This window comes from Pseudoflavonifractor sp. AF19-9AC (assembly GCF_003478995.1).
GTDB lineage: Bacteria > Bacillota > Clostridia > Oscillospirales > Oscillospiraceae > Lawsonibacter.
The window spans coordinates 502,064-526,833 of the sequence record NZ_QUGI01000001.1 but is presented as its reverse complement, the minus strand read 5'-3'; the positions used below and the strand labels follow the sequence as shown (position 1 = coordinate 526,833).

The following is a 24,770-nucleotide window of genomic DNA, read 5'->3' as shown; positions in this document are numbered from 1 at the left end:
CCCCGATCCATTCGGGGCCCATTGAAAAGGAGATATTACTATGAAAAAGTTTCTTGCTTTGGCTATGGCTCTGGCCATGGTAATGAGCCTGGCCGCCTGCGGCAGCAAGAGCGGCAGCAATAGCAGCAGCGCTTCCGGCTCTCAGCAGTCCTCCGGTACCCCCATTTCCGTTTACACCAATGCTTACTTCGCTCCCTTTGAGTATTATGACGGCACCGACATCGTGGGTGTGGACGTGGATATCATGAACATGGTGGGTGAGAAGCTGAACCGCGAAATCACCTACACCAACGTGGAGTTTGGTACCATCATCGACACCGTCTCTTCCGGCAAGCTGGCTGATGTGGGCGCCGCCGGCATTACCATCACCCCTGCCCGCCAGGAGCTGGTGGACTTCTCCGATCCCTACTACACCTCCGTGCAGTATGTGATTTATCCCACCGGCACCATGACCCCCGACGGCACTGACGGCGACACCAATTACATCCTCTGGGACTCTCTGGCTGACAAGAAGATCGGCGTGCAGACTGACACCACCGGCGACATCTATGTGGGCCTGGAGATCAACTCTGACGGCAGCGAGGAGTCTGACAACTACACCGGTGTGCTCTATGGCACCCAGACCAGCCAGACCCGCTACGACAGCGCTCAGCTGGCCGTGGACGCCGTGGGCGCCGGTCAGATCGATGTAGTGGTTGTGGACTATCTGCCCGCTTCTTTCATCGTGGACAAGAACGACGGCTATGAGTGCGCCGCTCTGTACTACGCCGGGGCCGAGGGCGAGGATCCCTACCCCACCCAGGAGCAGTACGCCATCTGTGTTACCAAGGGTCAGGACGAGCTGCTGGCCGCTATCAACGGTGTGCTGGCCGAGCTGGGCGAGGACGGCATCAATGACCTGGTGATGAAGCACATGGGTCTTGAGTAATTCCTATTTCTGAGATTGAGATAAAGAAGAAATGCTGGCGGAACGGCGCCCACAGGCGCCGTTCCGCCGCTGACATGAGAAAGCCGGTGAACATATGAGCTTTTTTGAGAAATTTGTGCTGGTCTTTACAGAACCAAAGTATCTGGAAAGTATGCTGACCGGCTTGCGCATGACCCTTGCCATCTCCGTCGGCGCCGCCCTCATCGGTCTGGTGCTGGGCACGGTGGTGGCACTGGTAGGCCTGTCCCGGTCCAAGCATCCCCTGATGAAGATTCCCAAGCTCATCTGCGGGATCTACGTCACCGTGGTACGCGGCACCCCCATGGCCCTGCAGCTTTTCATTATGGCCTTCGTGGTGCTGGCCATCCGCGGCTTCCCGGTATTGGTAACTGCCATCATCGCGTTCGGCATCAACTCCGGCGCCTATGTGTCGGAGAACATCCGCGCCGGCATCCTGTCGGTGGACGTGGGCCAGACCGAGGCCGGCCGTTCCCTAGGCCTGTCTTCCGGGGCCACCATGTGGTACATCGTCATCCCCCAGGCTATCAAGAACGTAATTCCTTCCATCGGCAATGAACTGATTGCCCTGATCAAGGAAACCTCCATTGTCAGCATGATTGGTATGTACGACCTGACTGCCGCCGCCAAAAATGTGGGCAGCGGACAAAATTTGGCCAATTACCTGGCTCCCATGACGGTAGCGGCCCTGTTCTATCTGGCCATTGTATATCTTCTCACCTTTATCATCAAAAAAATTGAGAGGAGGCTGCGCCAAAGTGATCGACGTTAAAAACCTTACCAAGTCCTTTGGAAGCCACTTGGTGCTGGACAACATCTCCGAGCACATTTCCCCCGGAGAAAAGGTCGTTATCATTGGCCCCTCCGGCTCTGGTAAGTCCACCTTCCTGCGTTGTCTGAACCTGCTGGAGACCCCCTCTTCCGGTTCTATTACCTTTGAGGGCACGGAAATTACCTCTCCCAAGGTTGATATTGACTCCGTCCGCCGCCAGATGGGCATGGTGTTCCAGCACTTCAACCTCTTCCCCAATATGACCATCCGCAAAAACATCACCCTGGCCCCTGTACTGACCAAGCGCATGAGCCAGGAAGAGGCGGATGAGACCGCCATCACTCTGCTTAAGCGGGTAGGCCTTGCAGACAAGGCGGATTCCTACCCCGCCCAGCTCTCCGGCGGTCAGAAACAGCGGATCGCCATTGTCCGCGCCCTGGCCATGAAGCCCAAGGTCATGCTCTTTGACGAGCCCACCTCCGCCCTGGACCCCGAGATGGTGGGTGAGGTTCTGGAAGTTATGAAGCAGCTGGCCGAGGAGGGCATGACCATGGTGGTGGTCACCCACGAGATGGGCTTTGCCCGGGAGGTGGGCAGCCGGGTCCTGTTTATGGACGGCGGCCACATTCTGGAGCAGAATGAGCCCCATGCCTTCTTTTCCAATCCCAAAGAGGCCCGCACCAAGGAGTTCTTGTCCAAGGTGCTGTGATTCCCTGAACAAACAGTTGTCCCCCGGACCGCCAACGTCCGGGGGCTTTGTTTTTCTCTCATTCCACAATCGTTCGCTTCGCATGAAAAAGGACCGGCCCCAGAAGGGCCGGTCCTCTCTTCTCCTGCAAATACTTCAGCCGGAGCGCCGGAACATCAATAGTTCTCAGCCTTAAGCTGGAAGTAGTCTCTGGGGTGGGCGCACACAGGGCACACCTCGGGGGCCTGCTTGCCTACATGGATGTGGCCGCAGTTGCTGCACTGCCAAATCATGTCGCCGTCCCGGGAGAACACAATGCCGCCCTCCACATTGGCCAGCAGCTTGCGATAGCGCTCCTCGTGCTCCTTCTCGATCTTGGCCACTTCCTCGAACAGGAAAGCGATGTGGTCAAAGCCCTCCTCCTTGGCCTCCTTGGCCATGGTGGAGTACATATCGGTCCACTCGTAGTTCTCACCCTCGGCAGCGGCCTTCAGGTTTTCAGCAGTGGTGCCGATGCCGTTCAGAAGCTTGAACCAAATCTCAGCGTGCTCCTTCTCGTTGGCGGCAGTCTCCTCAAAAATCTTGGAGATCTGAACATAGCCGTCCTTCTTGGCCTTGGAGGCAAAGTAGGTGTACTTGTTGCGGGCCTGGGACTCGCCGGCAAACGCGGTCCACAGATTGGCTTCCGTCTTGCTTCCCTTCAACTCAGGCATAATCAATTTCCTCCTCATGTAAATAAATAGGAATTATTATTATTATTATTAACTGTGCCTAAAGAATAACATAGCTTACCGACTTTGTCAATCATTTTTTCCTCTCTAACAGGAAATTTTTTTGCTATCATACGGCGCTGTGCTTTTCATTTATCGCACTTCTTCCACCTCTGCGGCCGACTTTCGCCAATGTTTTTTCTTCACGGCGCCGAGCTCAAGCACACCTTAATTTCAAATCCGCCTGTCCCGGATCGTTCCAGGACCTTTGCTCTGGTCTCCAAATCGTTGAAATGCCACCACTCCGAGGCCAAGGGAGTCAGCCCTGCTCCGGCGCAGTAGCGCTGCAAGCCCAAAGCTGGTTCGTTCATCCCTTCCGCCAGCTGGGCGGATTTCCAGGCTGTGGCCGAGTTAACTGCCACCGGTGCGGTAAAGGTAGCCGCTGCCATGCTCAGCTCGTGCATCTGGGTGGGCATTTCATAAAGGGAGTAGTCTGTTATTCTCAGATAGGAATAGCTCCCGCACTGCTGTACCTCCGTGTCCCACACCTTGCCCAGACTTACGTCGATGGCAAATCCCTTCTGATGGTTGGAGTAGCCATTGGAAATAAACCAGGTCTGGCTCCAGGGCGGGTCACTTACCCCCTCCTTCACCACAGGGTCCCGCTCCGCCATCTTGCTCACCGCATCCCGCACCGCTTTCTGGGTGCTGTACGGCCGGTAGCCCTCATAGAGCACCAGTGTATTGCCCTCCTCCAGAGCGGCCCGCTGGGCCTGAGCGATTTTCAGCGCCATGGAGTAGAGCACCGGCATCATGTACTCCTCCCGTCCCAGCCGCTCATTGTAGCGCTTCCCGGTATAGAAGGCATTGCCAGTAATACCGGAAATGCTTTTACCGCTGGTGCGATAGAGCGAGCTGAAGCTGTTGGTGGCATGGTACACCATGGAGGGAATGACATCGGGCAGATTGATCATACAGTAGCGGTGCTCCACCCAGCCCGTTCCCTGCTCACATCGAACCCGCCACCAGTCCTTCTGCTCCTCCAGAATGGTGAAGGGCGTGCCCGGCTTCAGCACCGCCATGGCCCCCGCAAAGGGATCCGGTTCGGGTTCGGGTTCCGGCTCTGGCTGAACGGGCTCCGGCTGTTCTCCCCCGGCCTGGTCCACAGCATCCGGTGCATCCGAGGGCTCCTGATCTGCTGTTTCGCTTTCCGACGAGCCCTGTTCTGTTTGATCCTCTGTGGATCCCGTCTCCTCCCGGGCAGGAGACTGCTCTGCCGGTTCCCCGCCGTTGGAGTGATCCTGCTCCGTTTGGCCTGTACCACCTTCCGCCGGCTGTGCGGTATCTTCGCCCTTCTCTTCTTTCACAGCAGCCGGCTCCGGCTCCGGTTTTGGCATCTGATCCGGCCGGATCTCCCATAGTCCCAGTTCTACGGAAGTATATCCCGTGGCTCCCCGTACCGGCAGCTCCAGTCCGCCGTGATTCTCCGGACGAAACTCAGTTTCCAGCCTGTGATCGTTCTCCCACTCCAGCGTGTGGGCCGGAACCTGTGGTTCTTCCGGCTCCAGCGGGAGCTCATCCTCCCCGGGAACGTCGGGCATGGGCTCCGGCGGAACCAAACTGCTGGCCGATGCATGGCTGGAAGATACCTCCTCCCCTTGGCCGCCTGGTCCACAGGCGCTCAGGGAACACAACAGGGCTCCTGCCAGAAGCAGGGCCGTCAGATTTCGCATCATTGGTCTACCTCCGTTTCTCAGCAGCGGTGGACACTCCTCTATTGCCCTTCATTATATCCTGCCCCATTTTTTTCGGCAAGCAATTTCTTTCCCGCTTAAGCCCTTGACTTTTGGGGCTAATTGCGCTTTCATTAAAGCAGTAAAGTTTTTGTAAAGGAGATGGATCTTGTGAAATCCGCTTCCACTAAACGCAGGTTCGCATCGGTTCTTTTGGCTTTGCTGCTCCTCCTGAGCCTTGTCCCCGTCTCCGCCTCCCAACCGGACAAGCCGGAGATCTACGCAGAAAGCGCCATTGTCATCGACTATGACACCGGCGAAACCATTTATGCCAAGGATACCGACTCCCTCCGTGTTCCAGCCTCTATGACCAAAATCATGACCGCCTACATCATTTTTGAGGAGCTGGAAGCGGGCACCTTTACTCTGGACACCATGGTGCCCATCAGCGCGGAAAATGCCCGCAAGTCCCGTGACTCCAGCTACCCGGCCATGGTGCCCCTCCCCTCCGGAGGCGAGGTCAGCGTGGAAACCCTGCTCAAGCTCATCCTGATCCCCTCCGCCAGCGCCAGCTGTATTGTGATGGCGGAGTTTATCTCCGGCAGCGAAGAGGCCTTTGTGGCCCGGATGAACCAGACCGCTCAGCGTCTGGGCATGGTAGGTGAGTACGAAAACTGTCACGGAGCATTCCCCCACTATCTCACTGCCCGCTCGGTGGCCATCCTGATCCGGGAGTTCATTGACCGGTTCCCCCAGATTCTGGAGTACACCTCCCTCCCCTCTGTGGAGTTTAACGGCAAGACTTACCCCAACACCAACAAGCTGCTCACCGATCACTATTATGAGGGCTGCGACGGCTTCAAAACCGGCACCATCCCGGAGGCCGGCTACTGCCTGTCCGCCACCGCGGTCCGGGACGGCCGCCGGATCATTGCAGTGGTCATGAAGTCCAACAACGACACTCACCGCCACACGGATACCGCCACCATTCTGGACTACGGCTTCCAGTGGCTGGATGAGAACTCCTTCTATTTTGATGATATTGCGGACCACTGGGCCCGCGCCAACATTGAACGGCTGGCCGAAACCGGCATTGCCCTTCACACGCGGGGTGGAAAATTCCGGCCCTACGAGCCCATCACCCGCGGTGAATTTACCGCCATGCTGGTCTCCGCTCTGGGGCCCCGGGGCGCTCTGGACGCCCTGCCCGAGGGGACAACGCCCCAATTCACCGACCTGGATGACTACTGGGCTCAGGCCGAAATCCTCCGGGCCGCCTCCCCGGGGCTGGTGGCCGGCACAGGATACGGTGCCTTCTCCCCCGACTCCGCCATCAGCCGGGAACAGGCCATGGTGATTCTCAACAACGCTCTCCGTCCCCCTCAGGCACAGGGTCCCACCTTCCCGGACAGTGCAAGTGTCTCCCCCTGGGCACAGCAAGGGGTCAATAACATCACCGCCCTGGGGCTCTTCTCCGGCGGCAGCGACGGTCTCCTCCATCCCGGCGGACAGCTCACCCGCGGGGAAGCGGCCACGGTTTTCTGTCAGATTCTGGATCGTCTGTAAGTGATAAAATACAAAACGAGGCGTCTCCCATGGGAGACGCCTCGTTTTTTGTTTCTTCTTATGGCAGGTATATTTACTTTACACACGCTTCCACACCGCGCCGCCGGGCACGTCGGTCACCTCAATGCCCTGCTGCTTCAGCTCGTCACGGATGCGGTCGGCCTCAGCAAAGTTCTTGGCCTTCTTGGCCTCGCCTCTGGCCAGCACCAGGGCGTCGATGGCGGCATCGCCCTCGCCGGTGACGGTGTAGCCACCGGCGGACTGAGCGGTCTTGGCCTTGGCCTGCTCCTCACGGAGCTTGTCCGCCTTGTCCAGCAGGGACAGGGACAGGACCTGGTCAAAGCTGTCCAGAATGGCCAGCTTGGTGGCCCCGTTGGTCTTGGCCTTCAGGGCATCATAGAGAGCGGTGACGCCCATGGAGGTGTTCAGGTCGTTGCCCACCTGCTGGGTGAACTTGGCCTTGTACTCCTCCAGCACGGCCTGGTCCACCTCCCCGTCCTGGGGATTCAGCGCGGCGATCTTGGCGATCAGCTTCTGATAGGCGCCCGCAGCGTTGTCCAGGTTCTCCCAGGAGAAGACCAGACCCTTGCGGTAGTGGCTCTGCAGGCAGAAAAAGCGGTAGGCCAGAGGATCGTAGCCCTTCTCCTCCAGCAGGGAGACGGTGAGGAACTCGCCCTTGGACTTGGACATCTTGCCGGAGGTGGTGTTCAGGTGATGGACATGGAACCACTGCTTGCACCAGGGGTGGCCCAGGAAGGACTCCGACTGGGCAATCTCATTGGTGTGGTGGGGGAAGGCATTGTCAATGCCGCCGCAGTGGAGGTCCAGGTACTCGCCGTTGTACTTCAGGGAGATGCCGGAGCACTCGATGTGCCAGCCGGGATAGCCCACGCCCCAGGGGGAATCCCACTTCAGGGCCTGGTCCTCAAACTTGGACTTGGTGAACCAGAGGACGAAGTCGTTCTTGTTGCGCTTGTTGGTGTCCTCCTCCACGCCCTCCCGGACGCCCACGGCCAGATCCTCCTCGTCGTGGTCATTGAAGACATAGTACCGGTCCAGCTTGGAGGAGTCGAAGTACACGTTTCCTCCGGCCACATAGGCGTAGCCCTTGTCCAGCAGGCCAGTGACGATCTTGATATACTCGTCGATGCAGCCGGTGGCGGGCTGGACGGTATCGGGACGGCGGATGTTCAGCTTGCGGCAGTCGGCAAAAAAGGCGTCGGTATAGAACTGGGCGATCTCCATCACCGTCTTGTGCTCCCGCTTGGCGCCCTTGAGCATCTTATCCTCGCCGGTGTCCGCGTCGGAAGCCAGGTGGCCCACGTCGGTGATGTTCATGACCCGGTTGACGTCATAGCCATCGTAGCGCAGGAACTTCTCCAGCACGTCCTCCATGATGTAAGAGCGGAGGTTGCCGATGTGGGCAAAGTGGTACACCGTGGGGCCGCAGGTGTACATCTCCACATGGCCGGGGGTGTGGGTCTGGAACTCTTCTTTTTTATGGGTTGCGGAATTATAAAGCAGCATAGTGTTCTTCTCCCTTATTTGAACATGTTATTCTTCGGTTTGTACAGGACGCTCTGAGGCGGACAGCCCTTTTCCGGCCATAAACTGCTCATCCAGCAGGCGCTCCACCAGCTCCAGCCGGGCAGACAGGGCGGAAAGCTTTTCCAAAGTGGGGTTCTCCACACTGGTCTGGTCCACGTCGTCGGCGTAGTGGGTGGTGCGGCCGGCAATGCGGACAATCTGGGCGGGAATTCCTACGGCGGTGGCATCGGGGGGCACCCCGGTGAGCACCACAGCGTTGGCGGCAATGCGGGCGTTGTCCCCCACCTTAAAGGGGCCCAGCACCTTGGCCCCGCAGCTCAGCAGCACGTTGTTCCCAATGGTGGGGTGACGCTTGCCGTGGTCCTTGCCCGTGCCGCCCAGGGTGACGCCGTGATAGATGAGGCAGTCATCCCCCACCTCGGCGGTCTCGCCGATGACGATGCCCATGCCATGGTCAATGACCAGGCGGCGGCCGATCTTGGCTCCGGGGTGAATTTCAATTCCCGTCCAAAAGCGGCTCCATTGGGAGACGAAACGGGCCAGAAACTTGCAGTGGTGACAGTATAGCCAGTGGGCCAGCCGGTGATACAGCACGGCGTGGACACCCTGGTACAGCAAAAAGATTTCCAGCTTGGAGCGGGCCGCCGGATCCCGGCGCTGGTAGGCCCCCAAAAGCTCGCTGAGTGATTTGAACATGGCTCCTCCTTTTTCCGGTCAGACTGGGTTGACAAGGCCCTGCACCGGTCCAAAGGGTACAAAAAAGCCTCCCATGCCCGGCACAGGCATAAGAGGCGACAAAATCGCGGTTCCACTCTCATTTTTCACTCATCCGGCCAATATCGGGGCCGAACCGGGCGGCATTACCCGCCGCGCTCCCGGACGCACTTCACATCCCGCCGCCGCAGGCCCCCTTTCAGCCGGTGAAGGGCCCTCTCTGTTCTTTGCCGTGGATGCTACTCTTCCGTTCCTCGCGCTTACAGGACATTATATTATCATCCCCCGGCCCGGGTGTCAAGACCAAGCCCTCTTTTCCCCTCTTTTTGCCCGAATCCGCCCTTGTCAACCTGAGGTTGACAAACTTCCAGCTTCTTTTTCTTGTGTTTGGGCCCTATCTTTGGTATCTTGGAGACAGAAAAAGGAAGCTGACATGCTTGATTGAGGAGGCTGCCCATGGAATTATATGAGCGTATTTCTCTGGCCCGGAAGAAGGCCGGACTGTCCCAGGAGCAACTGGGTGAAAAGCTGGGCGTATCCCGCCAGGCGGTGAGCAAATGGGAGAGCGGCCAGACCAACCCGGATGTGGCCTACATCACCGAGATGTGCCGGTTGTTCGGCGTCTCCGCCGACTGGCTGCTGCTGGGGGAGGAACACGCCGACGAGCGGCCCCCGGCCCTGTGCCCCAGCTGCGGTGGGATCATCACCCCTATGGATAAATTCTGTCCTGGCTGCGGATTTCATTTACTTGGGGCATCGGAATGCGGCTACACCCTTCTACTCACCCCCTGCGAGTGGGTCCGTCCCGTGGACGAACTGAAGAAGCTCTCCCGCACCGGCTACTTTGATGAGGATTCTCCCCTGGCACACCCCCTCAACACCTGGGAGGCAGAGGCTTTGACGGACGAGGCCCCCATCATCCTGGGCCAAGGGCTCTCGCCCCACCAGGTGGACAAAATTCTGGAGGCGATCGCCGGCCCCTATGAAGGCTACTTCTTCTTCTATCCTGACGTGGCAGGGGACACACCGGAGGAACTGTTGCGGCAGACCTCCCTCTCCCACCGCCAGCTGAAGCTGACCTCGGACCGAAAGCCCCTCTCCTTCTGGGGCATGGTGGGGGCCGTGGTGGTGGGAATCATCCTTACGGTCCTGCTGTTATCCATCCTATGAGGCGGCGGATCCTGTGTGCGGACCTGCTGCTGTGTACAGGAGCCGCCGGCTTTTACATGGTGAACCGCTTCTGGCTGCGCCATGTGACCGCCGGTTTTGTCCGGTGGTTTCTGGTGTGCTACGCCAACGACCTCTTTGCCGGACTTTTCCTGGCCGCCTGGGCGGATGCTCTGCTGCGGCTGGGCCGTCTGCCCGCCATTCGCTCCTGGAAGCAAACGGTCCCCCTGCTGTTGGCCTGCGGCTTTGTGTGGGAGGTTCTGGCTCCCCTGTGGAAGGCAGGAGCTGTCTTTGACCCCTTCGATTTTTTGGCCTATCAGGTGGGCGCGCTGGGCTATCTGCTGGCCCGCCGGTGCTTCTCCAGAACATAAAAAAGCCTCTCTTCCCTACGGAAGAGAGGCTCTTTATGTATGCAGCCTTAAGCCGCTTTCTTGGGCCGATAGCAGAACCAAAGCACAGCACCCAGCGCCGCACCGCCCAGAATATTTCCGATGGTGACGGGCACAAGGTTCTTCACCACAAAGTTGCCCCAGGTGAGAGCAGACAGGTCTACCCCCATCTCGGCGGCCAGCTGAGCATAAGCGGGCACCGTCTTGGCCAGCAGGCCGGCGGGGATATAGTACATGTTGGCCACACAGTGCTCAAAGCCGCAGATCACAAAGTAGCACACCGGCAGGAACGCGCCCAGAATCCGGCTGGCATTGTCCTTGCCCGACATGGCCAGTATAACGCCCAGACACACCAAGAGGTTACAGAAGAAGCCCAGCACCAAAGCATTCTGGAAGGGCAGGGCACATTTGCCTGCGGCCAGCTTCATGGTAAAGACCGCCAGCTGTCCGCCAGAGTAGTTCATCTGACCAAAGAAGGCACAGCCCGCAGCCACCAGCAGAGAGCCCACGAAGTTGGCCAGGTAGACAATCACCCAGTTGCGCAGCATGCCCATGACAGAACAGCGCCGGTCCAGAACCGAGATGGTAATGAGGCTGTTGCCGGTAAAGAGCTCAGTTCCGGTCATAACGATCATGCCCAGGCCAAAGGGGAACAGAAGTCCGCAGATGGTGCGGGCCGTCCAGGTATCGGCAATGCCATAGATAGCGGTGTTGGTAGCGGCGCTGCCCAGCGCGATAATAGCGCCGGCCAGAATACCCAGCAGAATCAGCACGATCGCGGGCTTTTTGGTCTTGTCCGCCCCTGCCGCAGCATACATGGAGGTTACCTCAACGGGGGAATAATAATTGTTCTGATTCATACGATCCTTCCTCTTTCTTCCACACGATTGTTCCGCTCAGACGTCCCAGTCCTTGCGGTCAAAGCGGCTATAGTATTCCTTGGTCAAGTCAATGAAGGTACGGGCAGCCGGGGACAGGAATCCATTCTTTTTATAAACCACCGCCATGGGACAGGTGAGCGGCGGGTCACCAATGGTAAAGCAGGCCAGGCGATCCAGATAAGGCGTACGGGAAATGCCGCTCTCCTGCAGGAAGGCAAAGCCCATATTTTCGGCCACCAGATTGATGGCTGTGGTGTTATTGGTGGTAATGAGAATGTTCTGAGGCTCCACATTGTGGACGGAAAAGGTATTGCGCAGCAGCTTGCTCAGCCGCCAGTCCGGCGGCAGCATGATGATTCGCTCATGCTCCAAAAGCCGCAGGTCCGGGAAGGGCTGGGGGTCCTCATAGCTGCTTTGACTGTCCCGCACCAGGGGGTGCAGCCGGCTTCCGATCAAAAACACATGCTCCCGCATCACCAGCTCATAGGTCAGATCCTGCAGATCCCCGGGGATGTGCATGATGCAGAAGTCGGTGATGCTGCCCGCCGCCAGATCCGCCAGATCGGGCACCGGAGCCTCGTGGAGCACCACCTGCACATCCGGATATTCCTTGGTAAACCGGGGCAGCACATCAGGGAGCAGCGTAGACCCCCGCCAGGGGGACACACCAATGTGGAGCATGGGCCGCTTCTTATTCTGAAGGTCCCGCAGGTCGCTGACCAGCTGCCGGTCCAGATAGTCCTGCCGCTCCAGATAGGCGTAAAACAGCTCCCCCGCCGGGGTGAGGCGCAAAGGCGTATGGGAGCGGTCCAGCAGTACCACACCCAGATTGGACTCCAGCTTGGCCAGGTACTGGCTGAGGTAGGGCTGGGAGAGATAGAGGTGCTCTGCTGCCCGGGAAATGCTTCTTTCCTTGACAATGGTAAGGAAATATTCCGGGTTCTTCACAAACATGGCCAGCACCTCCATAACCAATTGCTTATAATGATTATATCATAGTTCTCTGGCTAAAAACAGTGTCTCGTTGCCGTCCTCCCCCACTTTTTCTTTACAAAACAAACTGTTTCTTCTGATTTTTGGAACATTCGGCAAGCCGTCTCTCTCCCATTTCCCCATTCTTTTTTCTTCCTCGCCAAAATTCGACAAATTCTGCGCGTGTGCTGTGCTATGCTTGGTGGAAAGGGGGCGTGATCAGCATGGGTGCCACAGAAAATCTGGCCAGAAATCTGCGTACACTTCGGGCCATGCAGGGCTGCTCGCTGGTCCACTTCGCCAAGCGGCTCAACATTTCCAAATCCACCCTACAGGAAATTGAGCACGGCCATCCGCCCCATCTGGACACCGTGGAGTGCATTGCCCGCAATCTGGATATTCCCGTCTCGGTGCTGCTCTCCGACACGTTCTCTCCGGAGCAGAGTCATCAGACGTTTCAGCTGCTGTTGAAGCTGGACTGGTATTCCTCCTGGGCGCCCCAGGACCGGGAGGAGCTGCTCTCCCTTTGCAGTGAAATTGTCCGTCTGCTGAACAAATACCCCTCGGAGCACTCCCCGCTTCCTACCTTTATCCCTTAAATCCAACGCATTCCTATTGCCATTAAAAACGGAGCACCCGCGTGATGCGGATGCTCCGTTTTTCTCTGTATGTCAGCCCAAATAGGCTTTCTTGACCTGCTCATTCGCCAGCAGTTCCCGTCCGGTACCGGAGAGCGTCAGCTTTCCGGTTTCCAGCACATAGGCCACATCGGCAATGCGCAGAGCCATATTGGCGTTCTGCTCAATAAGCAGAACGGTCACACCCTGGCGATTGATCTCCCGGATGATGTCGAAGATGCCCTTCACCACCAGAGGAGCCAGACCCAACGAGGGCTCATCCATCATGATGATCTTGGGTCGGGACATCAGCGCACGGCCTACGGCCAGCATCTGCTGCTCGCCGCCGGACAGTGTGCCGGCTGCCTGCCAGGAGCGCTCCTTCAGGCGGGGAAACAGCTCATAGACCCAGTTCAGGTCGTCCTCAATGCTGTCCCGGCGGAGGTATGCGCCGATTTTCAGGTTTTCCAGCACCGTCAGATCGGGAAATACCCGACGTCCCTCCGGCACCAGCGTAATGCCCTTGGACACGATCCGGTCCGGGGAAAGCCCGGTAATGTCCTCCCCCTGCAGGTGAATCCGGCCGTGGGCAGGCTTCACCAAACCGGCAATGGTGCGCAGGGTGGTAGACTTGCCCGCACCGTTGGCTCCAATCAGGGTGACAATCTTTCGCTCGGGCACCTCAAAGGTAATTCCCTTTACGGCCTCGATGCCGCCGTAGCTGACTTTTAAATCATCAATCTTCAGCATCGTCTGCCACCCCCAAATACGCCTCGATTACCCGAGGATTGTTCTGCACTTCCTCCGGCGTGCCCTGTGCAATGAGCTTGCCGAAATCCAGCACATAGATGCGCTCCGAAATCTGCATGACCAGATCCATATGGTGCTCGATCATCAAAATGGTCAGATCAAATTCATCCCGGATGCGCTTGATGAAGTCGGTCAGTTCCTGGGTCTCCTGAGGGTTCATGCCCGCCGCAGGCTCATCCAGCAGGAGGAGCTTGGGGTGGGTGGCCAGGGCACGGGCAATCTCCAGATGCCGCTGCAGGCCATAGGGCAGGGAGCCGGCCACCTCGTCCTTCAGGTGGAGCAGGTTCTGCTCCTCCAGCAGGGCCAGGGCCTCCTCCCGCATCCGCTTCTCTTCGGCGCGGTTGAGCCGGAAGGTGGCGGAAAACACGTTCTGCTTGGCCCGCATGTGCTTGGCAATGAGCACGTTGTCCAGCACCGACAGCCGGGAAAAGAGCCGGATGTTCTGGAAGGTACGGGCAATGCCCAGATGGGTGATCTTATCCGGCGTGGGATTGAGCACCTTGTCGGTGAAGGCATAGGGATCCCGGTCACGGGCCGCCTGCTTCCGCTGCTCCGCCCCGGCCTCATACTCCTTCCGCATGGCTGCCTGACGCGCCTGGTCCTGCTCGGCCTCAATGGCGCTCAGCGCCTCCGGGTCATCGGCGGTATAGCTGCCGCAGTACATGCTCCCGTTTTCGCCGGCGTAGGACTTGAGCATCTTGCCCTTGGGGTGGTTGCGGATCATGGGCCGGCCCATGAAATCCACCAGACCGTTGGTGGGCTCATACACGCCTGTGATACAGTTGAACGCCGTTGTCTTGCCGGCGCCGTTGGGGCCGATGAGGGCCACGATCTCCCCCTCATTGACCTCCAAGGAAAGGTTATTGACAGCTACCACGCCGCCAAACTGCATGGTTACATTCTCCAGGCGGAGGACATTTTCCTTGCTGCTCATTGTTTTGCCTCCTTCCTGATCTTCCCGGTCACTTTTCCAATCCAGCGGCGCAGGGTGCCGTAGATGCCGTTCCAGGAGAATTCGCTGGTGCCCATCAGGCCCCGGTTATAGAACAGCACAATCACCATCAGCAGGATGGAGAAGATGACCATACGCAGTCCGGACCGGAAAATGGGAATTTCCACACCGCCGATGGTCAGGGGGTTGTCGCACCAGCGCAGCCACTCCTTACCTGCGGTATAGACAAAGGCACCCAGCACTGTGCCGGTAATGGAGCCCAGACCGCCCAGAACCACGATCAGCAGCAGCTCGTAGGTAAGGGCAATCTTAAACTGGTTGGGGTCGATGGCAGTGAGGTGGGCCGCCAGCAGGCCGCCGCCAATGGCGGCAAAAAAGGCGCCGATGGCAAAGGACATCTGCTTATGGTGGGCCAGGTTGATACCCATAGCCTCCGCAGCCACCTCGTTTTCCCGAATGGCCTTAAAGGCCCGGCCATAGGAGGAGTTGATGAGCAGAACCACAATGGCAATGCACAGGGCCACAATACCCAGGCAGAGCCACAGGCCGTTTCCAGGCAGCCCCAGATCCTTCCACATGGAGCTGAAGGAGGGGACATTCTTCAGACCCAGGGAGCCGTTGGTAAAGGGCGCCAGCTCATTGTTGGACAGCACCACCCGGATGATCTCGGAAAAGCCCAGGGTGGCGATGGCCAGATAGTCGCTCTTCAGCCGCAGGATGGGGGCACCGATGAGATAGGCCAGACCCGCTGCCACCAGTCCGCCCAGAATGAGGGCTACCGGGAAGGGGATCTGAATCTGCTCCAGCACGGGGTTGATGGGCACGACATAGTAGATACCCGCCCGGCCTGCAGGATCCGTGGTGAGCATAGCCACCACATAGGCACCAATGGCCATAAAGCCCGCCTGGCCCAAGGAGAACAGGCCGGTAAAGCCATTGACCAGGTTCATGGACACGCCCACCAGCGCATAAATTGCGCTGAGTTTGATAATATTTGTAACGTAGGTGCTGCCAATTATCTTGAGATCCAGCAGGGTGATGACCACCGCGGCAACGGCCACCAGCGCGACAGTCAGGCCTACGTTTGTTTTCTTGCTTAATTTCATAAACGTATCACACCTTATCTGTCATTTTTTCACCCAGCAGGCCGGTGGGCCGCACCAGGAGCATGAGGATGAGCAGCACAAACGTAAAGGCATCGCTGTAACCACTGAGGGTGGGGAACATGGCTACCAGGAAAGTCTCCACAGCACCGATGATAAATCCGCCGATGCAGGCACCGGGGATGGAGCCGATGCCGCCCAGAACGGCAGCCACGAAGCACTTCAGGCCCGGCATCATGCCGCTGTACGGATAGACCATGGGGCGGGGAGAGAAGTACAAAATCGCACCCACCGCCGCCAGGACGGAGCCTACCGCAAAGGTAAAGGAGATCACGCGGTTAATCTTAATGCCCATCAGCTGCGCGGTCTCAAAATCCTTGGCAGCTGCCCGCATGGCCATACCGATCTTGGTCTTATTGACCAGGGTCATCAGGGCAACCACCAGCACGATGGTAACAATGGGGGTGATAATGCTCACCGACTGCAGCTTCACTGACCCCCACTCCATGGGGATCTGGAGAAATCCGATGCCGGGGAAGGATTTGGGCAGACCGGTAAAGAGGTAGGTTGCAAAGTTTTCCAGGAAGAAGGACACACCGATGGCCGAAATCATGATGGACATGCGGGGCGCCGAACGCAGAGGCTTATAAGCAATGCGCTCAATGACCACACCCAGCAGGGCGGTCATGGCCAGCACCAAGGGGATGGCCACATACCAGGGTAACATGAAATTCGACATGGCGAAGATGGTGAAGTAGCCCGCCATCATAAAAATATCGCCGTGAGCAAAATTGATAAGACGCAAGATGCCGTACACCATCGTATATCCAATGGCAATGAGGGCATAGGCGCTGCCGATGGACACACTGGTAACACAGCTTTGAAAGAATGTTGTCAGATCCATAAAGGGACCAGCCTCCCATATCGAGTATCTGGTGCTTGTAACACAGCGGCGAGCAGGAGACTTTTACGCCCCCTGCCCGCCAGTTATGCTCAGGATAAAGGGTGGATTACTGAACGTCAGTCACAGTCACAGTATCAGCGTAGACCAGCTTACCGCCGCTGGCAGTCTTCAGCACGGCGGAATCCTTGGCCACGTCGCCGTTCTGGTCAAAGGCGATGGGTCCGGTGACGCCGGTAAAGCTCACGCCAGTGAGAGCATCCCGGATGGCGTTGCCGTCGGTGGAGCCAGCGGCCTCGATGGCCTGGATGGCAGCCATATAGGCGTCATAGCCCAGAGCGGTAACCACGTTGACAGTGTCAGTCTCGAAGGCCTCCTTGTAGCCGTTGACGAAGTCGGCCACGTCATCGCCGCTGTCGTCAAAGAAGGTGGAGCAGATGAGACCTTCGGTGCAGCCGGCAGCGCCGCCCTCAGCGGTGTTGATCATGTCCGCGTTGTCCCAGGTGTCGGGGCCCATGAACACGGCCTCCAGGCCCAGGCTCTGGGCCTGCTGGAGAATCACGGGAGCCGCGGTGATGGAGGAAGGAGCGAAGACGCACTGGGCGCCGGAGGACTTCACGTTCTGAAGCAGAGCGCTGTAGTCAGAGTTGTTAGCAGGGAAGCTCTGGCTGGAGACGATCTCACCGCCGAACTCCACAAAGTACTCCTGGAAGAACTGGCCCAGGCCGATGGAGTAGTCGTCACCCACCTGGGTAAGGACAGCGGCCTTGGTGTAGCCCTGCTCAATGGCGTAGTAGGCAAGCACCTTGGCCTGGAAGGAATCCAGGAAGCAGACGCGGAAGTAGTAGTCATTGCCCAGGGTGACCTGAGGATTGGTGCAGGAGCAGCCAATGGCAGGAATCTCAGCTTCCTTAAAGACGGAACCGGCAGCAATGGACACCGCGGAACCATAGGAACCCAGAACAATGGAGCAGCCCTCATTCACCAGATAGCTGGCGGCGTTGGCAGCCTCAGACTTGTCGGACTTGTTATCAGAGATAACCAGCTCAACTTTGTACTCCTCATCCCCGATTTTGACGGTGGGCTTGATCTGGTTGGCATACTTGATGCCGTTCACTTCCAGCTGGCCGCCGCCGCCGTTCTCACCGGTGGTACACTCGAACACGCCGACCTTGATGACCTTCTCGCCATCGGAGCCGCCTTCGCCGGAACTGTTGCCGTTCCCACAGCCGGCCAAAATACCCAGGACCAACACGCAGGACATAGCAAGTGCAAGGATTCGTCTCATTCTTGTTTCCTCCCATGATTCTCTCGGTTTAACCGGAGTTTGTTCTCACTTTACACACATATGTCTGTGTGACAAGTTCATGGCCTATTATAGCAAAAGGTTTTCTTAAATGCAAGGCAAACATAACAGAAATGCATTTTCGCACTTTATCCTTTTTTAAAGGGGAATATCCCTGCAAATTTCGGGATTTCTTTCATTGACATCATCTCCCAGTTCCTGTATTTTTATTATTAAATGTAGTATTTTCCTCGTTTGGCTGGTATGGATGCCGTATCAAGCCATTTTGTGCCAAATATGTTGGTGGATTTTCCGCAAAATCAGGGAGGTTTTTAATTATGAGTCAAGCCAACAACAGCGGTACTTCCGTTCCCCAGAGCGAAGTTACCCGGGTCAAAGGGCTGGGATTTCTGTGGGACAAGCGTACCCCTGATAAGTTCAACGGCCGCGTCATCACCCGCAACGGCAAGATCACGGCCCAGGAATGCGCCGCCATTGCTCAGGCTGCTGAGCGATTTGGCAGCGGTGAGGTCACTCTGACCACCCGCATGACCGTGGAGATTCAGGGTGTTCCCTTTGAAAACATTGAGCCGATGCGGGAGTTTCTCCGTCAGGAGGCCGGTCTGGAGACCGGCGGAACCGGCGCCAAAGTCCGTCCTGTGGTCTCCTGTAAAGGTACTACCTGCCAGTACGGCCTCATTGACACCTACGCGCTCTCCCAAAAGATCCACGATCGATTCTATGTGGGCTACCACGATGTAAAGCTGCCCCATAAGTTTAAAATTGCCGTGGGCGGCTGCCCCAACAACTGCGTCAAGCCTGACCTGAACGACGTGGGCATCGTGGGACAGCGGTTCCCCCTGATTCGCGAGGACCTGTGCAAAGGCTGCCAGATCTGCGTGAAGGAGTGCCCCATTCACGTCATCTCCATGCAGGGTGACAAGGCCGTCATTGACAACACTCAGTGCAACCACTGCGGCCGCTGCATCAAGAAGTGCCCCTTCCAGGCCATTGAAGACCAATGCACCGGTTATCAAATTTATTTGGGAGGCCGCTGGGGCAAGCGCACTGCCATGGGGCGCCCCCTGGACACCATCGTGACCAGCGAGGAGGATGCTCTCTCCCTCATTGAAAAGTGCCTGCTCCTGTTTAAAGCCTACGGACAGCCTAAGGAGCGCTTCGCGGACACCATTACTCGACTGGGTTTTGAGAAGGTTCAGGCCATGCTCATGTCGAACGAGCTGCTCCAGCGCAAGGAGGAAGTCCTCGCAGAGGATTGATATTTCTTCATTATCCGTCCCGTTCTTTTTGCCGGAAATTATAGGTGTTTTCCTATGGTTTCCGGCATTTTTATTCTTCGAAACCGGTTACTTGCAATTGCATTTTTTCAGTCATTTTGTTTTTATTTTTTCTGTTTTAAAGGGTTCTTTTTGTCATTTTACGCTTTTTCACTCTATTCCGCTAATTCAATGTATCAATACTGCATAAATATTACTTATTTTTTCGGGATTTTTGATTGAAATTAACCAATAATCGTGCTATGATGACAGTACAAGAAAAAACCGATCGTCGGTGCAATAATAAAAGGAGATGTGAATATGAAAAATCCCAAGAATATCACCCATGTTGTTGTGGACGGTCATAGCCTCACCCTGGAGGATTTTGTGGCTGTCGCTCGTTATCATGCCACTGTTGAAATTGCTCCCAGCGCCATCGAGGCCATGAAGGAGTCCCGCGCCCTGGCTGAGAAGATCGCCAACGAGGGCCGCGTCGCTTACGGCATCACCACTGGTTTCGGCGACTTCCAGAAGGTCGCTGTGCCCGAGGAGATGAGCAACCAGCTGTCCACCAACCTGATCCTCAGCCACTGCACCGGTACCGGTGAGCCCTATGCTGACGAGGTTGTCCGCGGCATGCTGCTGCTCCGCGCCAATGCTCTGTGCGTGGGCGTGTCCGGTGTCCGTCCCATCCTGGTGGAGATGATGGCTGAGATGCTGAATAAGGGCGTCACCCCCGTCGTTCCCCAGAAGGGCTCCCTGGGCTCCTCCGGTGACCTGGCTCCTCTGGCTCACATGTCTCTGCCCCTGCTGGGCAAGGGCCTGGCCCGCTATCAGGGCGTGGAGATGTCCGGCGGTGAGGCTATGGCCAAGGCCGGCATCAAGACCCTGGAGACTCTGGTCAGCAAGGAAGGCCTGGGCCTGACCAACGGCACCTGCGCCATGACCTCCGTGGGCTCCCTGGCTCTGTACGACACCATGTGCGCTGCTCAGCTGGCCGACATCATCGGCTCCATGACCTTTGAGGGCCTCACCGGCCTGCGCAACGCCTTCGACCCCCGTATCCACGAGGTTCGTGGCCAGAAGGGCCAGATGCTGGTTGCCCGCAACATGGCCAAGCTGCTGGAGGGCTCCGAGATTCTGGACAACTGCCAGAAGGACCGCGTGCAGGACGCTTACGCTCTGCGCTGCATCCCCCAGCTCCACGGCGCCGTCCGCGACGCTCTGGACTATGTGAGCTCCATCGTGGCCAACGAGCTCAATGCCGTGACCGATAACCCCCTCATGTTCCTGGAGGACGAGGCTGTTATCTCCGGCGGTAACTTCCACGGCGAGCCCATGGCGATCCCCTTCGACACTCTGGGCATTGCCTGCTCTGAGATCGCCAACGCTTCCGAGCGCCGCACCGAGCGTATGGTCAACGCCGCTCTGTCCAACGGCCTGACCCCCTTCCTCACCACCAAGCCCGGCGTCAACTCCGGCTTCATGATCGTTCAGTATGCCGCCGCCTCCATGGTGTCCGAGAACAAGGTGCTGGCTCACCCCGCTTCCGTGGACTCCATCCCCTCCTCCGCCAACCAGGAGGATATCGTCTCCATGGGCACCACCGCCGCCCGCAAGGCCGGCTGGATTGTCCAGAACACTCTGTCCGTGCTGGCTGACGAGCTGCTCACCGCCTGCCAGGCCATCGACATCCGTCGTCAGCTGAACACCCACGGCCAGGGCATCACCCCCCTGCACGAGGCTCTCTACAAGCACGTGCGTGAGAAGGTCGCCTTCTTCGAGATCGACCGTGAGATTTGGCCCGACATCAAGGCCGTTGAGGCCATGGTGCGCAGCGGCGAGCTGCTGGAGATCGCTCACGAGATTCTGCCCGATCTGGAGTAATCTTCATCGTCTTTTCCCCTCCCCGAATTGTGCCCCGGCGGATCTTCGGATCCGTCGGGGCATAAAAAATTCCCGCTCTTAAGAGCGGGAATTTTTTATGCCTGAAAATGAGAGCGAATCGTCAAATCTGGGAGTGGCATTGCATCTCCTGTGCCTGCTGAACCACCTGTTCCAGGGTGACGCTGTCCAGATACTCATCAATCCTTCGGTTCAGCTCCGTCCACACAGGGAGCGCGGGACAGTACTCCCGCCGCGGGCAGGGCTTGGCGTCTCCCTCCACACAGGCCACAGGAGCCACAGAGCCTTCCGCTGCCCGCAGAATACCGCCCACCGTACACTGGGCAGCCGGAGAGGCTAGGCGGTATCCGCCGCCCTTGCCCCGCAGTCCGGCGACCAGCCCCGCCTTCACCAGATTTTTCACTATGGACTCCAGATACTTCTCGGAAATCTCCTGACTTTGGGCAATCTCTTTCAAGGAAATCAGCTCTCCCCCTTCTCCGGAGGCCAGTTCAATCATGACACGAAGGGCATAGCGCCCCTTTGTGGAAATCATCATGGTTTTCATCCCCTGTTCGTCTGCCCGGGTCCCCCGGACGTATTCTGCACTTGATCGAGTAACCAAAGGTGCGGACACATTCAGCCCACCTGCTCCAACGCCGCCTTCAACACTTTGGAGGCCACCGTACCGGCCACATCCGCGCCGCTGCCTCCGTTTTCCACCAGGACTACAAAGGCGTAGGGTGCCTCTTCATTCTTCAAAAAGCCGGTAAACCAGGCGTGGGGCTTTTCCTCCGGTCCCACCTCTGCCGTACCGGACTTGGCGCCCAGCTCCATGTTGGGAAAGCGCTTGGTTCCATAAGCCGTCTGCACGTTGTTCATCATCATCTCCGCCACAGTCTCCGCTGTATCCGAGGAGATGAGCGTCTTTGTCTTCCGGGTAAACTGGGGCAGAGAAGGCAGCCCCTGGCTCTCCACCTTTTGAATGAGACAGGGCACCGCCGCCTTGCCGCCGTTGGCAATGGCCCCCATGTAGATCATCAGGGCGCAGGGATTGACGCTGTCGTGGTATTGCCCCACTCCGGCCCAGGCCAGATCGGTGGTAGACACGTCATCCCCAAAGGAAAAGCTCCCCTTGGCGGTGGATATTCCGTTGATGGAGTAGGAACTGGTCAGCCCCGCCTTTTCGGCGTAGCGCTCCAGGGTGTCGCCCCCCAGCTCCACCGCCAGCTGGCCAAACACTCCGTTGCAGGAGTTGGCCAGTGCCTCCCGGATGTCCTGTTCTCCGTGGGCGGAGATACAGGTGACCACACCCTCTCCAATCTGGGTGGAGCCCTCGCAGGTCCAGGTGCGGCTCTCCAGATCCGGGATCTCCTCCAGGGCCGCCGCCAGGGTCACCGTCTTGAACACAGAGCCCGGGGTAAAGGTGGAGGACAGGAAGCGGTTTAAATAGGCTCCCTCATACTTCTCATTTTCCTCCAGATCGGAGGGAATGTTCATGGGGTCATAAGCGGGGGCGGAGACCAGGCAGAGGATCTCTCCCGTCTTATAGTTATAGACGGCTACGGTCCCCTTCTTTCCGCCCAGCGCCTGATAGGCCACCTCGTTCAGGTGGGCGTCTATGGTGAGATAGAGGTTGTTGCCTCCCTGCTCTGCCCCAAAGGCGCCAAAAATCAAATTATAGCCCGTCAGCTTCTGGGCAAAGGCACTGAGTGCTCCGGTGCTGATATTTCCATAGGGATCTCCCACCACATGGAGAGTAGAGGTCCGCCTGGCTTTGTCTCCCACATAGACCCGGTTTCCGTCCTCGTCCACGGTGGTGAGTATCTCGCCGTTTCGGTCCAGCACGGTGCCGCTCATCAAAATGCCCTGTTTGTTGTAGAGGTGACGATTAAAAGCGGAGGAGGCCCAGTGTTCCCCCCGCACAGCCCACAATCCTACAAACAGCACCAGGCCCGCCAGCAGGCAGCCCGCCAGCACCAGGCACAAAAGGGCCCGACGTTCCAGTTTTTTCATGTCCGGGCACCTCCTTTTCCCTTTCGCAAGCCGCCCTCAATGGCAAAGCTGGCCCTCTCCCTGGTGTCCGCTGCCTTCAAAAAGGCCAACAGCCCCCAGGATGCGATCATGGCGGAGCCTCCGTTGGACACAAAGGGGAAGGTAACTCCCGTGAGGGGCAGCAGGTCCATGGCGCCGAAAACGTTAAGCATCGTCTGGACCACAAACAGAGATCCCGCCGCGCAGGCCGCAATGGTGGGGAAGGCGCACCGCCCCATACGGCAGGCCCAGGTGGCAAACAGCGCCAGCACCAGGATGGACAGAACCGCCAGCAGGGCGATGATGAGGCCCCACTCCTCGCACAGCACGCCAAACACCAGATCGGTGTCCGCCGCCGCGATGTTTTTCAGCCAGCCCTCCCCCGGCCCCATGCCAACAAGGCCGCCGGAGGCCGCCGCCGACATGGCACGGGTCTGCTGATAGCCGGTGGAGGAGGCCGCCTCCCAGGCGTGCCCCCAGGAGGCAAAGCGGCGGAAAATGTAGGGTTTGAATTGAAGAATGAGCACCCCGGCAAACACCGCTCCGCCGCAGATCAGGGACAGCGTGGCAAAATCTCCTGAGCGCAGATAGGCAATGACCAGGAAGGTGGCAAAGAAAATACTCGCCGTGCCGAAGTCGCTCATTTTGGCCAGACACAGCAGGCAGGCCCCGGTCATCACCATGAAGAGCCACAGATTTCGCCGCCGGAACAGCCGCTCCAGCCCCGCCGCACCGGCAAAAATGTAAAAGATCTTGGCAATCTCCGAGGGCTGGAAGGAAAAGGGGCCCAGGATAATCCAGTTGGACGCCCCGTATTTGGTCTGGCCCAGTACCACCGTAGCCAGCAGAAGGCCGATAGCCAGTCCGGCCATGAGCCAGCGCAGCTTCTGGATCCGGGCGGTATCCCGCAGCCAGATGCCCAGGACAACCAGAAAGATCAGCCCCAGCACCAGCGCCACCAGCTGTTTTACCACCGACGCCGGCGCGGAGGACAACGTCACCGCCAAAGACAAGGTGGACAGGAAAAAGGCGATGGTCTCCAGTTCAAAGCCCCGGCTGCCCAATCCACGCATAATCAGCACATAGAGCCACATCACGGCGGTCAGCGCCAGCATCACCAGGGGATAAAGCCCCCGCTCTTCCAGATTGCCGATGAGCAGCTGCACCGCAGCCAGAATCTGAAACAGCGTCAGAAGCAGCAGCGAGGGCCACATGGACACCGGCCCCTCTGACCGGCGCCGACTGAGGAGTTTCTTCTCCTCCTCCTGGGACAGGGGCAAAAAGAGCAGCTCAATGCCGCCTACCGACAGGGTGTCTCCCATCTGTAAGGGAGCGCTTCCCTCCACGGCGGCTCCATTGACCAAGGTCCCGCCCTTGGAACCCAGGTCTGTCACCTTCCATGCCCCCGACTCCTCCCGCACCAGCACCGCGTGCTGCCGGGACACCGTGGGAAAGTCCAGGCGAATGTCGGCCAGAGGCGCCCGCCCCAGGATATTCTCCCAGTGGCAGATGGGAATGGACCCGCCGCCAGGCAGAGCCAGCTGCCCCCAGCACTCCGGGGTACGGCGCAGGCGAAGCAGCCCCCGGAATGCCCGCAGCAAAATCAGAAGGGCCAAAATCGGGAACACAAACCGGACCAGCGCCGTGTACCACCACAGGGCGGTCTGGTTCTGCTCCAAAACCTCCTCCAGCGCTGCCAGCAGCGGCTGGGGAAAAAACAGGGAATCCAGCAAGAGTGTCCTCCTTTCTCGGACAAAGGGACAGGCGGCCCCGCCGCCTTTTAGGGATATGGGTAATTTTATCACAAGTTTTTTCCCTTGG

At 58.2% G+C, this 24,770-nt stretch carries 23 protein-coding genes; 9 read left to right on the top strand and 14 right to left on the bottom strand.

Annotated features, from left to right (window positions below; genetic code table 11):
* Positions 1-40: 40 nt before the first annotated feature.
* The 3 genes from DWX58_RS02490 to DWX58_RS02480 all read left to right on the top strand — a co-directional run bounded on the left by DWX58_RS02490 (position 41) and on the right by DWX58_RS02480 (position 2,427).
* Entirely contained in the window at positions 41-928 is an 888-nt protein-coding gene (locus DWX58_RS02490; protein WP_118641412.1) for a transporter substrate-binding domain-containing protein, read from the top strand.
* A 94-nt stretch (positions 929-1,022) separates the two neighbouring features.
* The gene (locus DWX58_RS02485) at positions 1,023-1,718 is read left to right on the top strand and encodes an amino acid ABC transporter permease (protein ID WP_118641411.1); all 696 of its coding nucleotides are present in this window, start codon (positions 1,023-1,025) and stop codon (positions 1,716-1,718) included.
* Positions 1,705-2,427, top strand: a complete 723-nt coding sequence (locus DWX58_RS02480; RefSeq protein ID WP_118641410.1) for an amino acid ABC transporter ATP-binding protein — start codon at positions 1,705-1,707, stop codon at positions 2,425-2,427. Before DWX58_RS02485 ends, DWX58_RS02480 begins: the two co-directional genes overlap by 14 nt.
* 155 nt (positions 2,428-2,582) lie before the next feature.
* On the opposite strand, the gene rbr is transcribed toward DWX58_RS02480, so the two are convergent.
* Together rbr and DWX58_RS02470 are read right to left on the bottom strand one after the other, a co-directional pair.
* Positions 2,583-3,119, bottom strand: a complete 537-nt coding sequence (gene rbr / locus DWX58_RS02475; protein WP_118641409.1) for a rubrerythrin — start codon at positions 3,117-3,119, stop codon at positions 2,583-2,585.
* A gap of 200 nt (positions 3,120-3,319) precedes the next feature.
* A complete protein-coding gene (locus DWX58_RS02470) occupies positions 3,320-4,852 on the bottom strand; it encodes a M15 family metallopeptidase (protein WP_118641408.1) in 1,533 nt (510 codons plus the stop codon).
* Between the two features lie 210 nt (positions 4,853-5,062).
* On the opposite strand from DWX58_RS02470, the gene DWX58_RS02465 reads away from it, so the two are divergent.
* A complete protein-coding gene (locus tag DWX58_RS02465; RefSeq protein WP_199648639.1) occupies positions 5,063-6,415 on the top strand; it encodes an S-layer homology domain-containing protein in 1,353 nt (450 codons plus the stop codon).
* A gap of 78 nt (positions 6,416-6,493) precedes the next feature.
* Here DWX58_RS02465 and cysS read toward each other — a convergent pair whose 3' ends face one another.
* Together cysS and epsC are read right to left on the bottom strand one after the other, a co-directional pair.
* Positions 6,494-7,942, bottom strand: coding sequence for a cysteine--tRNA ligase (gene cysS, locus DWX58_RS02460; protein ID WP_118641406.1), 1,449 nt, complete (start codon positions 7,940-7,942; stop codon positions 6,494-6,496).
* 27 nt (positions 7,943-7,969) lie between these two features.
* Positions 7,970-8,659 (bottom strand): serine O-acetyltransferase EpsC, encoded by a 690-nt coding sequence (epsC, locus tag DWX58_RS02455; protein WP_118641405.1) that lies wholly within the window; start codon positions 8,657-8,659, stop codon positions 7,970-7,972.
* A gap of 474 nt (positions 8,660-9,133) precedes the next feature.
* Here epsC and DWX58_RS02450 point away from each other — a divergent pair, with 474 nt between their 5' ends.
* Both DWX58_RS02450 and DWX58_RS02445 read left to right on the top strand, forming a co-directional pair.
* Positions 9,134-9,847 carry a helix-turn-helix domain-containing protein gene (locus DWX58_RS02450; protein WP_118641404.1) on the top strand — a complete coding sequence of 238 codons (714 nt, stop codon included), beginning with the start codon at positions 9,134-9,136 and terminating at the stop codon, positions 9,845-9,847.
* Positions 9,844-10,215 (top strand): hypothetical protein, encoded by a 372-nt coding sequence (locus DWX58_RS02445; RefSeq protein WP_118641403.1) that lies wholly within the window; start codon positions 9,844-9,846, stop codon positions 10,213-10,215. The genes DWX58_RS02450 and DWX58_RS02445 overlap by 4 nt, the downstream gene beginning before the upstream one ends.
* Positions 10,216-10,262: 47 nt before the next feature.
* Here the strand turns inward: DWX58_RS02445 and DWX58_RS02440 are convergent, their stop codons facing one another.
* Together DWX58_RS02440 and DWX58_RS02435 are read right to left on the bottom strand one after the other, a co-directional pair.
* The gene (locus DWX58_RS02440) at positions 10,263-11,093 is read right to left on the bottom strand and encodes a formate/nitrite transporter family protein (RefSeq protein WP_199648637.1); all 831 of its coding nucleotides are present in this window, start codon (positions 11,091-11,093) and stop codon (positions 10,263-10,265) included.
* Between the two features lie 36 nt (positions 11,094-11,129).
* On the bottom strand, positions 11,130-12,083 hold the full coding sequence (locus DWX58_RS02435; protein ID WP_118641402.1) for a LysR family transcriptional regulator: 954 nt from the start codon (positions 12,081-12,083) through the stop codon (positions 11,130-11,132).
* A 227-nt stretch (positions 12,084-12,310) separates the two neighbouring features.
* Between DWX58_RS02435 and DWX58_RS02430 the strand changes: the two genes are divergently transcribed.
* Positions 12,311-12,685, top strand: a complete 375-nt coding sequence (locus DWX58_RS02430) for a helix-turn-helix transcriptional regulator (protein WP_118641401.1) — start codon at positions 12,311-12,313, stop codon at positions 12,683-12,685.
* 72 nt (positions 12,686-12,757) lie between these two features.
* Here the strand turns inward: DWX58_RS02430 and DWX58_RS02425 are convergent, their stop codons facing one another.
* From DWX58_RS02425 to DWX58_RS02405, 5 genes are all read right to left on the bottom strand, one after another.
* On the bottom strand, positions 12,758-13,453 hold the full coding sequence (locus DWX58_RS02425) for an ABC transporter ATP-binding protein (protein WP_118641400.1): 696 nt from the start codon (positions 13,451-13,453) through the stop codon (positions 12,758-12,760).
* A complete protein-coding gene (locus tag DWX58_RS02420; protein WP_243093221.1) occupies positions 13,440-14,447 on the bottom strand; it encodes an ABC transporter ATP-binding protein in 1,008 nt (335 codons plus the stop codon). The genes DWX58_RS02425 and DWX58_RS02420 overlap by 14 nt, the downstream gene beginning before the upstream one ends.
* Positions 14,444-15,571, bottom strand: coding sequence for a branched-chain amino acid ABC transporter permease (locus tag DWX58_RS02415; protein ID WP_118641399.1), 1,128 nt, complete (start codon positions 15,569-15,571; stop codon positions 14,444-14,446). Before DWX58_RS02415 ends, DWX58_RS02420 begins: the two co-directional genes overlap by 4 nt.
* Before the next feature lie 7 nt (positions 15,572-15,578).
* Positions 15,579-16,472, bottom strand: coding sequence for a branched-chain amino acid ABC transporter permease (locus DWX58_RS02410; protein WP_118641398.1), 894 nt, complete (start codon positions 16,470-16,472; stop codon positions 15,579-15,581).
* 106 nt (positions 16,473-16,578) lie between these two features.
* On the bottom strand, positions 16,579-17,757 hold the full coding sequence (locus DWX58_RS02405) for an ABC transporter substrate-binding protein (protein ID WP_118641397.1): 1,179 nt from the start codon (positions 17,755-17,757) through the stop codon (positions 16,579-16,581).
* A gap of 335 nt (positions 17,758-18,092) precedes the next feature.
* On the opposite strand from DWX58_RS02405, the gene DWX58_RS02400 reads away from it, so the two are divergent.
* Positions 18,093-19,034: a 4Fe-4S binding protein gene (locus DWX58_RS02400; protein ID WP_118641396.1), complete on the top strand. Its 942-nt coding sequence runs from the start codon at positions 18,093-18,095 to the stop codon at positions 19,032-19,034.
* Positions 19,035-19,352: 318 nt separating this feature from the next.
* Positions 19,353-20,918 (top strand): histidine ammonia-lyase, encoded by a 1,566-nt coding sequence (hutH, locus tag DWX58_RS02395; protein ID WP_118641395.1) that lies wholly within the window; start codon positions 19,353-19,355, stop codon positions 20,916-20,918.
* Between the two features lie 121 nt (positions 20,919-21,039).
* On the opposite strand, the gene DWX58_RS02390 is transcribed toward hutH, so the two are convergent.
* From DWX58_RS02390 to DWX58_RS02380, 3 genes are all read right to left on the bottom strand, one after another.
* A complete protein-coding gene (locus DWX58_RS02390) occupies positions 21,040-21,474 on the bottom strand; it encodes an Rrf2 family transcriptional regulator (RefSeq protein WP_118641394.1) in 435 nt (144 codons plus the stop codon).
* An 80-nt stretch (positions 21,475-21,554) separates the two neighbouring features.
* The gene (locus tag DWX58_RS02385) at positions 21,555-22,931 is read right to left on the bottom strand and encodes a penicillin-binding transpeptidase domain-containing protein (RefSeq protein WP_118641393.1); all 1,377 of its coding nucleotides are present in this window, start codon (positions 22,929-22,931) and stop codon (positions 21,555-21,557) included.
* A complete protein-coding gene (locus tag DWX58_RS02380) occupies positions 22,928-24,682 on the bottom strand; it encodes an FtsW/RodA/SpoVE family cell cycle protein (RefSeq protein ID WP_347559142.1) in 1,755 nt (584 codons plus the stop codon). Before DWX58_RS02380 ends, DWX58_RS02385 begins: the two co-directional genes overlap by 4 nt.
* Positions 24,683-24,770 lie beyond the last annotated feature (88 nt).

Coding starts and splice junctions, on each gene's coding strand:
- DWX58_RS02490 (WP_118641412.1), top strand. CDS start 41: ATGAAAAAGTTTCTTGCTTTGGCTATGGCTCTGGCCATGGTAATGAGC.
- DWX58_RS02485 (WP_118641411.1), top strand. CDS start 1,023: ATGAGCTTTTTTGAGAAATTTGTGCTGGTCTTTACAGAACCAAAGTAT.
- rbr (WP_118641409.1), bottom strand. CDS start 3,119: ATGCCTGAGTTGAAGGGAAGCAAGACGGAAGCCAATCTGTGGACCGCG.
- DWX58_RS02470 (WP_118641408.1), bottom strand. CDS start 4,852: ATGATGCGAAATCTGACGGCCCTGCTTCTGGCAGGAGCCCTGTTGTGT.
- cysS (WP_118641406.1), bottom strand. CDS start 7,942: ATGCTGCTTTATAATTCCGCAACCCATAAAAAAGAAGAGTTCCAGACC.
- epsC (WP_118641405.1), bottom strand. CDS start 8,659: ATGTTCAAATCACTCAGCGAGCTTTTGGGGGCCTACCAGCGCCGGGAT.
- DWX58_RS02450 (WP_118641404.1), top strand. CDS start 9,134: ATGGAATTATATGAGCGTATTTCTCTGGCCCGGAAGAAGGCCGGACTG.
- DWX58_RS02445 (WP_118641403.1), top strand. CDS start 9,844: ATGAGGCGGCGGATCCTGTGTGCGGACCTGCTGCTGTGTACAGGAGCC.
- DWX58_RS02440 (WP_199648637.1), bottom strand. CDS start 11,093: ATGAATCAGAACAATTATTATTCCCCCGTTGAGGTAACCTCCATGTAT.
- DWX58_RS02435 (WP_118641402.1), bottom strand. CDS start 12,083: ATGGAGGTGCTGGCCATGTTTGTGAAGAACCCGGAATATTTCCTTACC.
- DWX58_RS02430 (WP_118641401.1), top strand. CDS start 12,311: ATGGGTGCCACAGAAAATCTGGCCAGAAATCTGCGTACACTTCGGGCC.
- DWX58_RS02425 (WP_118641400.1), bottom strand. CDS start 13,453: ATGCTGAAGATTGATGATTTAAAAGTCAGCTACGGCGGCATCGAGGCC.
- DWX58_RS02420 (WP_243093221.1), bottom strand. CDS start 14,447: ATGAGCAGCAAGGAAAATGTCCTCCGCCTGGAGAATGTAACCATGCAG.
- DWX58_RS02415 (WP_118641399.1), bottom strand. CDS start 15,571: ATGAAATTAAGCAAGAAAACAAACGTAGGCCTGACTGTCGCGCTGGTG.
- DWX58_RS02410 (WP_118641398.1), bottom strand. CDS start 16,472: ATGGATCTGACAACATTCTTTCAAAGCTGTGTTACCAGTGTGTCCATC.
- DWX58_RS02405 (WP_118641397.1), bottom strand. CDS start 17,757: ATGAGACGAATCCTTGCACTTGCTATGTCCTGCGTGTTGGTCCTGGGT.
- DWX58_RS02400 (WP_118641396.1), top strand. CDS start 18,093: ATGAGTCAAGCCAACAACAGCGGTACTTCCGTTCCCCAGAGCGAAGTT.
- hutH (WP_118641395.1), top strand. CDS start 19,353: ATGAAAAATCCCAAGAATATCACCCATGTTGTTGTGGACGGTCATAGC.
- DWX58_RS02390 (WP_118641394.1), bottom strand. CDS start 21,474: ATGATGATTTCCACAAAGGGGCGCTATGCCCTTCGTGTCATGATTGAA.
- DWX58_RS02385 (WP_118641393.1), bottom strand. CDS start 22,931: ATGAAAAAACTGGAACGTCGGGCCCTTTTGTGCCTGGTGCTGGCGGGC.